Genomic DNA, 13,082 nt, shown 5'->3' with positions numbered 1-13,082 from the left:
AGACGCCCCCCACCCCCGTCGCGGGCCGCCGGAACATCTCCGGGAACACCGGGTTCGCCACGGTCCCGAGCCCGTGCCGCTCCCGCGCCGCCTCGCCGACCTGCTGCTCCGCCTCCGCCCGCTCCAGCGCGGCCACATAGTCCGGCGTGTGCCAGGCCAGCAGCGCCTTCGCCTTGGCGCGCGGCGAGGCGCGGAACCGCTCGGCCGGCAGCCACCCGAGCGCCCGCGCAAGGTCCATGACCGTGCTCACGCGCGGGATGCGCAGCGGGTGCCAGGGGCCGTAGCTCGACCCCCGGTAGATCTCCGACCCGATGAGGAGCGGCGTCAGGAGGCGCCCAGCGCCGCCTCGACCGCGCCCCGGATCGCCGGCCCGGTGGGCGACTCGTTCGACCCCCAGGTCCCGGCCACCCGCCCGTCCGGGCCGATCAGCACCTTGTTGAAGTTCCACTGCGGCTCGAAGCCATGCTCGCGCAGCCAGGCGAAGAACGGCAGCGCCGCGTCGCCCTTCACATGGCTGATCGTCGTCATCGGCAGGTCGAGGTCGTAGTGCAGCTCGCAGTAGTCCTTGACCTCCGCGTCGCTCCCGAGCTCCTGGTTGAAGTCGTCCGACGGCACGGCGAGCACCACGAGCCCCCGGTCCTTGTAGTCGTCGTAGAGCGCCTGGAGGTCCGCGTACTGGGGCGTGTAGCCGCACAGGGAGGCCGTGTTGGCCACCAGCACCGGCCGCCCGGCCCAGTCCCGGAAGCCGATCTGCCCCCCGTCGATCGAGTTGAACCGGAATTCCTGCAACTGCGCCTCCTCCGCCGTCGCGGCCTGCACGCCCACCGAGGGCAGGACCGCCAGAAGGAGCATGCTCAGCGGGAACACGAGGTGCTGCATGGCCGACTCCCCATCGATTCTCGCGGCGACTGTAGTGCGGCCCGCTCCTTCGTCCATCTCACGGTTGCGAGACGACACTGGCAGGCCGGCCACGTCGTCGCGGGGGCTGCGACCCACCCCATTGCACCCGCAGCATGAATTCCTATCTTCTGGAGGTCAGCACGGGGACAGAGGGGCCATGGTCCGCTACAGCCTTTCCTGCGCGGACGGCCACCTGTTCGAGAGCTGGTTCCAGTCCGCCAAAGCCTTCGACGACCTCGCCGCGCGGGGCCTCCTGACCTGCGCCGAATGCGGATCGAACAAGGTCGAGAAGGCCCTGATGGCCCCTTCCGTCTCCACCTCGCCCAAGGACCTGACGACGCCCCAGGACAAGCGCGAGGCCATGCTCGCCGCCATGCGCCGCCACGTCGAGGAGAACTCGGACTACGTGGGCCTCTCCTTCGCCGCCGAGGCCCGCAAGATCCACGCGGGCGACGCGCCCGAGCGGAACATCTGGGGCGAGGCCAAGCCGGACGAGGCCAAGGCCCTGATCGAGGACGGCATCCCGGTGGCGCCGCTGCCCTTCGTGCCGAAGCGGCAGGCGAACTGACCTCCCCGTGACGCCGCGTCGCGGGCGCCATTGCCCCTGCCCGCGACCCTCTTTATGAGACCCCCCGAAGTTCCAGGGGACCCTCCATGTCCATCCTCGTGATGAAGTTCGGCGGCACCTCCGTCGCCAACCTCGACCGCATCCAGCGCGCGGCCAAGCGCGTCGCCATCGAGGTCGCCAAGGGCCACGACGTCATCGTCATCGTCTCGGCGATGGCGGGCGAGACCAACAAGCTCGTGGGCTGGGTGCAGGAGACCTCGCCCTTCTACGACGCGCGCGAATACGACGCCGTCACGTCGTCGGGCGAGAACGTCACCGCCGGCCTCATGGCCCTGCGCCTCCAGGAGATGGACATCGCCGCCCGCTCCTGGCAGGGCTGGCAGGTCCCGCTGGTCACCACCTCCGCGCACGGCAGCGCCCGGATCGAGGACATCCCCACCGACAACATCCTCCGCAAGTTCCGCGAGGGGATGAAGGTCGCCGTGGTCGCGGGCTTCCAGGGCCTCAGCCCGGAGGGCCGCATCACGACCCTCGGCCGGGGCGGATCGGACACCACCGCCGTCGCCTTCGCGGCGGCCTTCGGCGCCGTGCGCTGCGACATCTACACCGACGTGGACGGCGTCTACACCACCGACCCCGCATCTGCGAGAAGGCCCGCAAGCTCGACCGCATCGCCTTCGAGGAGATGCTGGAGCTCGCCTCTCTCGGCGCCAAGGTGCTCCAGACCCGGTCGGTCGAGCTGGCGATGCGCTACAAGGTGAAGCTCCGCGTGCTGTCGAGCTTCGAGGAACTGACGGACGAGGCTGGAACCCTCGTCTGCGACGAGGAGGACATCATGGAATCGAACGCGGTCGCCGGGGTCGCCTATTCGCGCGACGAGGCCAAGATGACGCTGACCTCGGTCGCCGACCGGCCGGGCATCGCCGCCGCCATCTTCGGCCCGCTGGCCGAGGCCGGGGTGAACGTGGACATGATCGTCCAGAACATCTCCGAGGAAGGTCGCACCGACATGACCTTCTCCTGCCCCAACGACCAGGTGCTCCGCGCCGAAAGGGCGATGGCCGAGGCCAAGGCCCGGGGCGACATCTCCTTCGACGACCTCGTGACCGACCAGGGCGTCGCCAAGGTCTCGGTCGTGGGCATCGGGATGCGCTCCCACGCCGGGGTCGCCGCGCAGATGTTCAAGGCGCTCGCCGCCGAGAACGTCAACATCAAGGTCATCACCACCAGTGAGATCAAGATCTCGGTGCTGATCGACCGGAAATACATGGAGCTCGCCGTGCAGGCCCTCCACGACGCCTTCGGGCTGGAGAAGACGGCGGCCTGAGGCCGGCCCGGCGGGCCGCCTCGCTCAGGCGGCCTCCTTGTCCATGCCGGCGAGGATGTTCTCCAGCACGTCGAGGATGGATTGCGCCCTCACGACGCTCTGGAGCCGGCCGATGACGGGATCGTTCCCCTTCAGCAGGGCCTCCCGGTCCTTCTGGCCGACGTTGCCGCCGTTCCACCTCTTCACGAAGGCCTTGAAGTTCCCGGCATCGGCGAGCTTGGCCAGCCCCTTCCAGTCCCAGAACGCCGCCAGGATCGCGGGCTGGTGCTGCGGCAAGGCCGTCAGGTCCGGGTTGTTGACGAGGTCCAGCCCGCAGCGCCGGCCCACCTCGCGATAGCCGTCGCGCCCGGTGATCTGCGGTCCCCCGCGACCGATGTAGCGCGACCCGTCGTCCGTCCCCTCGCGGTTCCCCATCCGGGCGCCGTAGATGTCGTCGAAGGCCCTCTTCTGCCAGCCCGGCTTGGTGCCGTACTTCGCCCTGACCACATCGGCGGAGGCAAAGCGATTGGGCCATACCTTCGCCATTCCCTCGGCGGTGTAATTGATGTTCTCGGTCAGGTTCTTGATCGCGAACCCACCGGCCTCGTGCTCCACGTTGGCCACCGCAAAGGCGAGGCGGGTCCGGCTCTCGGTGATCCCGACCCTGTCGAGCACGTGGCCCTGCGTGGCGAAGGCCTGGATGATGGAGGAGGGAGCCTTCGGAAACAGGGCGCGCCAGTCGTTCTCGGTCAATTGCAGCGGCATGGTGGTTTTCTCCCCACGGCATCAAATGAACCTTGCGCGGGAACGCTTCGGTCCCGCGGACGAAAGCAGGTTTCCATTACCACGAATTCGTCCTTTCTTCAATCGAAGGTTGCCGAAGCCTCAGGGCGCTCGCCCAGCGCGACGCGTCCCGATGCGGCGGTCGCGCGACTGGCGCGGCGAGCGCTCCCCCGTTCCCCTCCTCTTCCCGTTGTGCTCTAAAGCCCCCGGCGCCTGCCTGCGCCGGCGTGGGGACCCCTGATGGCCGAACGGTTGGAAAGCGAGAGCCGCAAGCTCCTCGGGCGCCTGCGCGCCGCGATGGCCGAGCCCGGCGGCGGCCAGACGCGCCTCGACCGCATCGTCTGCCTGATCGCCGACTCCATGGGCGCCGAGGTCTGCTCCATCTACCTCTTCCGCGACCCCGAGACGCTCGAGCTCTGCGCCACCGTCGGGCTGAAGGCCGAATCCGTCCACAAGACCCGGATGCGCCTGGGCGAGGGGCTCGTGGGCCGCGTCGCCCGCGACCGGCAGGTCATCAACACCCCCGACGCCCCGCACGAGCGCGGCTTCCGCTACATGCCCGAGACGGGGGAGGAGCGCTTCTCCTCCTTCTGCGGCATCCCCATCCAGCGCCTGGGCGAGGCGCTGGGCGTCCTCGTCGTGCAGAGCCGGGCCTCGCGCCTCTACACCCCCGACGAGGTCTACGCCCTCGAGGTCGTGGCCATGGTGCTGGCCGAGATGACCGAGCTTGGCGCCTTCACCGGCGGCGACGGCGGCGCGCTCTCGCCCCGCCACCAGCGCCCCGTCACCTTCCGGGGCCTCTCGGGCCAGGAGGGCGCCACCGCCGGCCGCGTCTACCTCCACGAGCCCCGCGTCGTGGTGACGAACCCCATCTCCGACGACCCCGACCGAGAGATCGCGCGCCTGAGCCAGGCCATCGACTCCCTGCGCGCGCAGGTGGACGACATGCTCGCCCACGGCACCAGCATGGACGCCGACGAGGTCGAGATCCTCGAGGCCTACCGGATGATCGCCAACTCCCGCAGTTGGATCAAGCGGATGGTGGACGACATCCGCTCCGGCCTCTCGGCCGAGGCCGCCGTCGAGAAGGAGCAGTCCCTCGCCCGCACCCGCATGGCGCAGGCCGACCCCTACCTGCGCGACCGCCTCCACGACCTCGACGACATCTCGAACCGGCTGCTGCGCATCCTCACCGGCCAGGGCCGCGACACCGGGGCCGAGATGCCCTCGGACCCCGTCCTCGTCGCCCGCAACATCGGGCCGGGCGACCTCCTCGAATACGGCAAGGGCACCCTGCGCGGCATCATCCTCGAGGAAGGCTCCGTGGGCTCCCACGCCGCCATCGTCGCCCGCGCCTGGGCCATCCCGCTCGTGCTGCGCGCCGAGGGCATCCAGACCGAGGCGCTGAACGGCGACCCCGTCCTCGTGGACGGCGACAGCGGCATCGCGCACCTGCGCCCCGATGACACCGTCCGCCGCGCCTTCGAGGACAAGATCGCCATGCTGGCCCGCGCGCAGGAGCGCTACGCGGACCTTCGCGACCTCCCCGCCCAGGGCCTCTGCGGCACCACGATCTCGCTCCACATGAACGCGGGGCTGATCGCCGACCTCCCCTCCCTCACCGGCAGCGGAGCCGAGGGCGTGGGCCTCTTCCGCACCGAGCTCCAGTTCCTCGTGCGCAACCAGATGCCCAAGCGGGCCGAGCTCTCGGCCCTCTACGCCCGCGTCATGGACGCCGCCAAGGGCCGCCGCGTGGTCTTCCGCACGCTCGACATCGGCTCGGACAAGGTGCTGTCCTACATGAAGCCGCAGGACGAGCCCAACCCCGCCATGGGCTGGCGCGCGATCCGCCTCGGCCTCGACAAGCCCGGCGTCCTTCGGATGCAGCTCCAGGCCCTGATCCGCGCCGCCGCCGGCCGCTCGCTGACGGTGATGTTCCCCTTCATCGCCAACCCCGGCGAGTTCCGGCAGGCCCGGGCCGAGTTCGACAAGGCCATGGAGCGCGAGACGATCCTGGGCCACCCCCTCCCCGAGAGGGTCGAGGTCGGCGCCATGCTGGAGACGCCCTCCCTCGCCTTCGCCTCCTACGCCTTCTACCGCGAGGTGGACTTCCTCTCGGTGGGGGGCAACGACCTCAAGCAGTTCTTCTTCGCCGCCGACCGCGACAACGAGAGGGTCCGCCGCCGCTACGACATGCTCGAATCCTCCTACCTCGAGCTCCTCTCCGGCATCGTCCAGCGCTGCGCCTCGGCGGGCACCTCGCTCTCCTTCTGCGGCGAGGACGCGGGGAGGCCGGTGGAGGCCGTGGCCCTCGCCGCCATGGGCTTCCGGATGCTGTCGATGCGCCCGGCCTCCATTGGCCCGGTCAAGTCGCTGATCCGCCGCGTGAACCTCCTCGAGGCCCGCAAGATCATCGACGCCGCCCGCATCCGGGGCGACGAGAGCGTCCGCGCCGCGCTGACCGAATGGCTGGCCCAGCAGCCGTGACGAGCTGACGCCGGTGGCCGGGCTCCCGTCTCGACCGGAGGCCAGGACCGCCACGCAGACGGCCTCATGGCGATGGGCACCGGCCGCGCCCAGCAGTCGGAGCGGCGACGCGGCGATCTCCTGGCAATGACCCGAGCTCGATCGCGGATTTCGGGGTCGCGAGGCGGATTCACATCCGCTTCACCGGCACCTCGCCCGCCGCGAGCACCTTGTGGAAGTGCTCCAGCACCGCCTCCTCGCCATGCCTGCGGGCCAGCTCCCGCAGACCGAAATGCACGTGCGCCATCTCGACGTAGTAGTCGATGAAGGCCCAGTTCGTGCCAGCGCCCGCCGCCGCGCCCAGGATCGGCACCGCCTGCCCGGCCAGCTTCTGCCCGAAGACGGTGGCGAAGCGCGGCGCGACGCGTGACACCAGCCGGTTGATCGCCGTCCCCGACAGCGACAGCCGCGCCCCCAGGAAGGACGTGTTGACCGAATCCTCCGCCTTGCTCGCCGCGCCCCCGGCCCCGAAGACGCGCACGCATTCCAGCCGCGTCTCCTCGGACAGCGGGTCCTCCCCGTGCTGCTCGGCCACGCCCTGCACCGCGCGGAAGATGATCGTCACCGCCAGCGGCAGCTCCGCCAGGGCCGTGGGCAGCCCGCCCACGCCCCCCACCGCGCCCGAGAAGGCCGCCAGCGCCTTGTGCGCCCGGTCCCCGGTGATGAAGCCGGCGAAGCTCGCGAACCGCCCCTCGGGCGCGCGGGACTTGGCGGCCATGTCGTAGGCGCGGATCAGCGCCGCCTGCGTGCCCTTGTCGATCTGGTCCCGCACGGCCTTGGGCAGGACCTTCATCCCGTCCTCCACCGACGTCCCCACGAGGTTCACGGCCTTCATCAGGAGCCCCCCCGCGCGCGTCTGGCGCCGGGCGAGCCCCGCGATCTCCCCCTTGACCGCCTCGTCCAGAGGGGCGGGCGGGTTGTCGGGGTTCACTTCCTTGAGATGCGGCTTGCTCATGGGGATGAGAATGGGGCGCCCCACGGCCCGTTTCAATGAGGTCGCCGCGCGCCGCCGACAGGGACTCCATGGGTAGAGGTTTCACCCCACCACGCGACCGCGCCCCTCGCCCCCCGGCTGGTGGGGGTGGAGCCCCCCTGCGCAGGCCCCCTAGCCCATCGCCCGCGTCACGCGCCCCGTCACGCCCTCCCAGGCGCTGTCCCGCAGCTCGATCCCCAGCACCCGCTCGGGATTCGTGGGCGGCGGCATCTCGACGCCCTCCAGCCTGGCGAACCCGAAGCGCCGGTAATAGGGCAGGTCCCCCACCAGGATGACGCGGCTCCACCCCCCCTCGCGCGCCATCTCCAGCGCCCGCAGGATGAGCATCGCCCCCAGCCCCTCGCCCTGATGCGTCGGATGCACCGCCACGGGGCCGAGGAGCAGCGCCCACTTCTTCCCCACCGGTCCCTCGACCCGCACCGGCCAGTTGCGGATCGCCCCCGTCAGCGTCCCGTCCTCGTCCCGCGCCACGAGGCACAGCGCCGCCACCGGCGCCACGCCGTCGCGCAGCCGATACGACGACAGCGCCTCCCGCCCCGGCGCGAAGCAAAGGTCGAGCAGCGCCTCGACCTCCCACCAGTCGTCCGCCGTCTCCTCGGCGAGCCGCATCATCGCGCCATCGTCCCCCTTGGCCCCGGCGAGTCTGGCTTCCGGGCGCGCCGCCCCTATCATGGCAGGAGCCCCAGTCAACAAGGCGCGCCCCATGTTCTACCGCCCCGCCGACGGCCACGGCCTGCCGCACAACCCCTTCCACGCCGTGGTCAGCCCGCGCCCGATCGCCTGGATCTCCACGCGGGACGCCACGGGGGCGGACAACCTCGCCCCTACTCCTTCTTCAACGCCGTGGCCTCGACGCCCCCGCAGGTCGTCTTCGGCTCCAGCGAGGCCAAGCCCGACCGCGAGGGCACCAAGGATTCCCTCGGCAACATCCGAGAGACCGGCGTCTTCTGCGTCAACATCGTCGAGTTCGCCGCCCGCGACGCCATGAACGCGAGCTCCGCCCCCCACCCGCGCGAGATCGACGAGTTCGAGGCCGCCGGGGTCGTCAAGGCCCCCTGCGAGACGATCCCCTGCTGCCGCGTGGCCAGCGCCCCCGCTGCCCTCGAATGCCGCCTCACGCGGATCGTCCGCCTCGCCGGAGAGGCCAACTGGGCCGTCTTCGGCGCCGTCACCGGCGTCCACCTGCGCGACGACTGCCTCGTGGACGGGCGCTTCGACGTGACCCGCTACCAGCCCCTCGCCCGCCTTGGCTACCGCGACTACGCCACGGTGCGCGAGGTCTTCAGCATGACGCGCCCTACGCTGCCGGCCTGAGGGTCCGGGCTCCACGACGCAGGGTGCGCCTCGGCGCACCATCCCGGCGTCAGCGACCAGTCGCACCGTCCCCGTTCCCCGCAGGGCAGGCTTCAGCCCGCCATCCCCGGCCTGCTCGGGGCAGCGATTCGTCCGCTGTCGCGTGGCGGGCTGAAGCCCGCCCGACAGGGCGACGCAACACCCCTGCCCGAGACATTACCAAGCCGGACCGACAGCTTACCCTCGGAGTGTTGCGTCGCCCCACCCCCCAACGAACGCCCGGGTAACGGATCGTTAACCTCTGGGCCGCATCTTTCTCGCATCAGGAGCGCCGCCCCGCGACGCCTCCCCCCCGGCCCGCTCAAGACCTCAGAGCAGGAGAGCGCTTGCGCCGGAGGAGGCCTCAACGGACAGCGCTCCCCCGGATGCCGCTTGGGACGGCCAGCAGCACTCCGGGCTTCCCATGACCGTCCATGCCGGGGGCACCCACGGGTGAGAGGCTTCACCGGCGAGAGCTCTTTGAAAGGTGGGCGCGGGCCCCCCACCTCCTGGGAGATGCTAGGGCAGCATCGCAAAGACCCAGCCGCCGCGCGTCGAGACGCGCTCCCACCCGTGCCGGCTTGGCAACTGGACGGGTGGCCGTTCGGGCACGATCCGCGGCGTGGCTTTCCACGCGCCAAGGGTAACGGCCCGACATCGTGGCCGGCTGGGCGCTCCGCCCTCGGGCGTCAGAGCCCCAGCCGCTCCACGACCCCCGGCAGCTCCTCGAAGCTGTCCAGCAGCACCTCCGGCCCCAGCACCGCCATGTCCTCGCCCGACGGCCCGAAGGCCACGAGGATCGACGGCACCCCCGCCGCCCGCGCGGTCCTGTGGTCCGTGTCGCTGTCCCCCACGAGGCAGGCCCGTCCCGCCGCGCCGCCCGCCCTCTCCACGGCGGTCGTGAAGGCCAGCGGATCGGGCTTGCGCACCGCCAGGGTGTCCGCGCCGACCAGGCTGTCGAACAGCCCCCGCACCCCGAGCTTCTCCAGCAGGATCTCCGACAGCCCCTCGGGCTTGTTCGTGCAGATCCCCGTCCGATACCCTTCGGCCCGCAGCCGCTCCAGCGCCTCCACCGCGCCCGGATACAGCACCGTCCGCTCGCAGATCGCCTCCTCGTAGCGCTTCAGCAGGAGCGGATACTGCCGCTCCACCTCCTCGGCGCCGTGGGTCCCCGACCGCTGGAAGCCCAGCGACAGCATCGCCTTCCCGCCCCGCAGCGCCACCCCCGCGTCCTTCGCGTCCAGCAGGTCGCCCAGCCCCAGCTCCCGGAAGCAGCCGTTCGCGGCGGCCAGGAGGTCCCCGCTGGTGTCGGCCAGCGTGCCGTCGAGGTCGAAGATCACCGTGCGCGGGCCGTGGGACATGGGCACCTCCATGGGCCCCTGTAACCGACCGAAGCACGATGTGAACCCGTCGGGTCGTCCCGCCCTTGGAAACAGGCGACCTGTTGCATAGAAGGTCCGCAACCAAAACGAGTGGCGAGGCGGTGATGAGCGGATCGGGTGGCGTGAGCGTCGTCATCCTGGCGGCGGGCCAGGGGACGCGGATGAATTCGGATCGTCCCAAGGTCCTCCACGAGCTTGCCGGCGCGCCCCTCCTCCACCACGCCATGCGCTCCGCCGCCGCGCTCGGCCCCGAGCGCACCGTCGTCGTCACCGGCGTCGGCGCCAAGGAGGTCGAGAAGGCCGCCCGCGCCTTCGACCCCGAGGTCGTGTGCGTCCACCAGGAGCGGCAGGAGGGCACCGCCCACGCCGTGCTCCAGGCCAATGGCCTCCTCGCCGACCACGACGGCGACGTGATCGTCCTCTACGGCGACACCCCTCGTGACGCCCGAGACGCTGGAGCGGATGCTCGAGGCCCGTGGCCTCGCCGACATCGTCGTCCTCGGCTTCGAGACCGCGAACCCGGATGCCCGCTACGGCCGTCTCGTCACCTCCGGCGACAGCCTCGACCGCATCGTCGAATGGAAGGACGCGGACAGCAGCACCCGCGCGATCCGGCTCTGCAACTCCGGCGTCGTCTGCGCCGAGGGCACCTTCCTCTTCGACCTCCTGCGCGAGGTGAAGAACGACAACGCCTCGGGCGAGTTCTACCTGACCGACATCATCGGCCTCGCCCGCGCCCGCAACATGACCGCTACCGTCGTGGCTTGCGACGAATCCGAGACCCTCGGCATCAACTCCCGCGCCGAGCTCATGGCCGCCGAGGCCGCCTTCCAGTCCCGCGCCCGCCATGAGGCCATCGACAACGGCGTCTCCCTCCCCGCGCCCGACACCGTGGTCTTCGCCTACGACACCTTCGTCGGCCGCGACTCGGTCATCGAGCCCTACGTCGTCTTCGCCCCCGGCGTCACGGTCGAATCCGGCGCCCGCATCCGCGCCTTCTCCCACCTCGAAGGCTGCCACGTCTCGCGCGGCGCGACCGTCGGCCCCTTCGCCCGCCTCCGCCCCGGGGCGGAGCTCTCCGAGGACGTCCATGTCGGCAACTTCGTGGAGATCAAGGCCGCCCAGATCCACGAGGGCGCCAAGGTCAACCACCTGAGCTACATCGGCGACGCCGAGGTGGGCGAGCGCACCAACATCGGCGCTGGCACCGTCACCTGCAACTACGACGGCGTGTTCAAGCACAGGACGGTCATCGGCCGCGACGCCTTCATCGGCTCGGACACGATGCTGGTGGCTCCCTCACGATCGGCGACGGCGCCATGACCGCCTCCGGCTCCGTCATCACCCGGGACGTGGCCCCCGGCGCCCTCGCCCTCGCCCGCGCGCGGCAGGAGGAGAAGCCCGGCTTCGCCCAGAAATTCTTCCAACGCCTGCGCGCCCTCAAGGCCGCCAAGACGAAAGCCTGATCCCATGTGCGGAATCGTCGGAATCCTGGGCAGCCACGAGGTCGCCCCGCTCATCCTCGAAAGCCTCAAGCGCCTCGAATACCGGGGCTACGACAGCGCCGGGATCGCCACGATCCATGACGGCACGCTCGACCGCCGCCGCGCCGTGGGCAAGCTCGTGAACCTCTCGGACCTCCTCGTCCACGACCCGCTCCCCGGCAAGGCCGGCATCGGCCACACCCGCTGGGCCACCCACGGCGCCCCCGCCGTCAGGAACGCCCACCCCCACCGCTCGGGCCGCGTCTCGGTCGTCCACAACGGCATCATCGAGAACTTCCGCGAGCTGCGGCAGGAGCTGGCCGCGATCGGCCTGATCCAGGAATCCGACACCGACACCGAGACGGTCGCCATCCTCGCCAACCACCTCCTCGACGGCGGCGCCACCCCCGAGCAGGCCGTCGAGCAGACGCTGGCGAGGCTCAACGGCGCCTACGCCCTCCTCTTCCTCTTCGAGGGCGAGGAGGACCTGATGATCGCCGCCCGCAAGGGCTCCCCCCTCGCCATCGGCCACGGCGACGGCGAGATGTTCGTCGGTTCCGACGCCATCGCCCTCGCGCCCCTGACCTCGCGGATCACCTATCTCGAGGAGGGCGACTGGGCCGTCGTCACCCGCCACGGCGCGCAGATCAAGGACAGCGCCGGCCGCCTCGCCAACCGCCCGGCCAAGACGATCCAGATCGACTCGGCTCAGGTCGACAAGGCCGGCCACCGCCACTTCATGGCCAAGGAGATCGCCGAGCAGCCCTCGCGCCTGACCTCCGCCCTCGACCACTACCTGACCGAGGACGGCACGATCCGCCTCCCCGCCCCCGGCATCGACTTCACCGACGTGGACCGCCTGACCCTGGTCGCCTGCGGCACAGCCTCCTACGCCTGCCTTGTGGCGAAATACTGGTTCGAGCAGCTCGCGGGCCTCCCCGTCGACGTCGACGTGGCCTCCGAGTTCCGCTACCGCGAGCCCCCGATCCCGCCCCGCACCGTCGCGCTCTTCGTCAGCCAGTCCGGCGAGACCGCCGACACCCTCGCCGCGCTCCGCTACTGCCGGGACAAGGCGCAGTCGATCGTCTCGGTCGTCAACGTGTCTGAGAGCTCCATCGCCCGCGAATCCGACCTCGCCCTCCCCATCCTCGCGGGCCCCGAGATCGGCGTCGCCTCGACCAAGGCCTTCTCCTGCCAGCTCCTCGTCCTCGCGGTCCTCGCCGTGGAAGCCGCGCGCCAGAGGGGCAAGCTCGACGACAACGCTCTCGCCGACCGCATCGCGGCCCTGCGCGCCCTTCCGGGCCTCGTGAACCACTCCCTCGGCACCAGCGACGAGACCGGCCGCATCGCCGCCCAGCTCGCCGAGGCCCGCGACATCCTCTTCCTCGGCCGCGGCCGGATGTATCCGCTGGCCCTCGAAGGCGCGCTGAAGCTCAAGGAGATCAGCTACATCCATGCCGAGGCCTACGCCTCCGGGGAGCTCAAGCACGGCCCCATCGCGCTGGTGGACAAGTCCGTCCCCGTGATCGTCATGGCCCCCCACGACGAGCTCTTCGACAAGACGGTCTCCAACATGCAGGAGGTGATGGCCCGGGGCGGCCAGGTCCTCCTCATCACCGACCGCGAGGGCGCCCGCGTCGCCGGTCATGGCGTGTGGGAGACGCTGGTCCTCCCCGACGTGGCCCCGCTCTGGGCGCCGATCCTCTACGCCGTCCCGGCGCAGCTCCTCGCCTACCACACCGCCATCGCCAAGGGCACCGACGTGGACCAGCCGAGGAACCTCGCCAAGTCCGTCACGGTGGAGTGA

8 protein-coding genes and 4 pseudogenes are annotated in these 13,082 nt (G+C 70.9%); 6 read left to right on the top strand and 6 right to left on the bottom strand.

What is annotated here, in order from left to right; genetic code table 11:
• Together RUMESO_RS15200 and RUMESO_RS15195 are read right to left on the bottom strand one after the other, a co-directional pair.
• Positions 1-328 (bottom strand): annotated as a pseudogene (locus RUMESO_RS15200) (acetoin utilization protein AcuC); the annotation flags it as partial.
• The gene (locus tag RUMESO_RS15195; protein WP_082484111.1) at positions 325-879 is read right to left on the bottom strand and encodes a glutathione peroxidase; all 555 of its coding nucleotides are present in this window, start codon (positions 877-879) and stop codon (positions 325-327) included. The gene RUMESO_RS15195 and the pseudogene RUMESO_RS15200, both read right to left, overlap by 4 nt.
• Positions 880-1,057: 178 nt before the next feature.
• Here RUMESO_RS15195 and RUMESO_RS15190 point away from each other — a divergent pair, with 178 nt between their 5' ends.
• A complete protein-coding gene (locus RUMESO_RS15190; protein WP_037281398.1) occupies positions 1,058-1,468 on the top strand; it encodes a DUF1178 family protein in 411 nt (136 codons plus the stop codon).
• An 86-nt stretch (positions 1,469-1,554) separates the two neighbouring features.
• Positions 1,555-2,795 (top strand): annotated as a pseudogene (locus RUMESO_RS15185) (aspartate kinase).
• A gap of 24 nt (positions 2,796-2,819) precedes the next feature.
• On the opposite strand, the gene RUMESO_RS15180 reads toward RUMESO_RS15185, so the two are convergent.
• Positions 2,820-3,539, bottom strand: coding sequence for a glycoside hydrolase family 19 protein (locus RUMESO_RS15180; protein ID WP_051521370.1), 720 nt, complete (start codon positions 3,537-3,539; stop codon positions 2,820-2,822).
• Positions 3,540-3,797: 258 nt separating this feature from the next.
• Between RUMESO_RS15180 and ptsP the strand changes: the two genes are divergently transcribed.
• Complete coding sequence (ptsP, locus tag RUMESO_RS15175; RefSeq protein WP_037281397.1) at positions 3,798-6,044, top strand: phosphoenolpyruvate--protein phosphotransferase; 2,247 nt, start codon at positions 3,798-3,800, stop codon at positions 6,042-6,044.
• 169 nt (positions 6,045-6,213) lie between these two features.
• Here the strand turns inward: ptsP and RUMESO_RS15170 are convergent, their stop codons facing one another.
• The gene (locus RUMESO_RS15170) at positions 6,214-7,062 is read right to left on the bottom strand and encodes an EcsC family protein (protein WP_342670787.1); all 849 of its coding nucleotides are present in this window, start codon (positions 7,060-7,062) and stop codon (positions 6,214-6,216) included.
• Positions 7,063-7,188: 126 nt separating this feature from the next.
• A complete protein-coding gene (locus RUMESO_RS15165) occupies positions 7,189-7,689 on the bottom strand; it encodes a GNAT family N-acetyltransferase (protein WP_037281396.1) in 501 nt (166 codons plus the stop codon).
• Positions 7,690-7,780: 91 nt separating this feature from the next.
• On the opposite strand from RUMESO_RS15165, the pseudogene RUMESO_RS15160 reads away from it, so the two are divergent.
• A pseudogene (locus RUMESO_RS15160) lies at positions 7,781-8,391 on the top strand (flavin reductase family protein).
• 707 nt (positions 8,392-9,098) lie between these two features.
• Here the strand turns inward: RUMESO_RS15160 and RUMESO_RS15155 are convergent.
• A complete protein-coding gene (locus tag RUMESO_RS15155) occupies positions 9,099-9,770 on the bottom strand; it encodes an HAD-IA family hydrolase (protein ID WP_037281395.1) in 672 nt (223 codons plus the stop codon).
• A 125-nt stretch (positions 9,771-9,895) separates the two neighbouring features.
• Here RUMESO_RS15155 and glmU point away from each other — a divergent pair.
• Together glmU and glmS are read left to right on the top strand one after the other, a co-directional pair.
• A pseudogene (glmU, locus tag RUMESO_RS15150) lies at positions 9,896-11,257 on the top strand (bifunctional UDP-N-acetylglucosamine diphosphorylase/glucosamine-1-phosphate N-acetyltransferase GlmU).
• Positions 11,258-11,261: 4 nt separating this feature from the next.
• On the top strand, positions 11,262-13,082 hold the full coding sequence (gene glmS / locus RUMESO_RS15145) for a glutamine--fructose-6-phosphate transaminase (isomerizing) (RefSeq protein ID WP_037281394.1): 1,821 nt from the start codon (positions 11,262-11,264) through the stop codon (positions 13,080-13,082).

This window comes from Rubellimicrobium mesophilum DSM 19309, assembly GCF_000600335.2.
Taxonomy (GTDB): Bacteria; Pseudomonadota; Alphaproteobacteria; order Rhodobacterales; family Rhodobacteraceae; genus Rubellimicrobium; species Rubellimicrobium mesophilum.
Note: the sequence above shows the minus strand (reverse complement) of the source record. Positions and strands in the feature narration are given on the sequence as shown.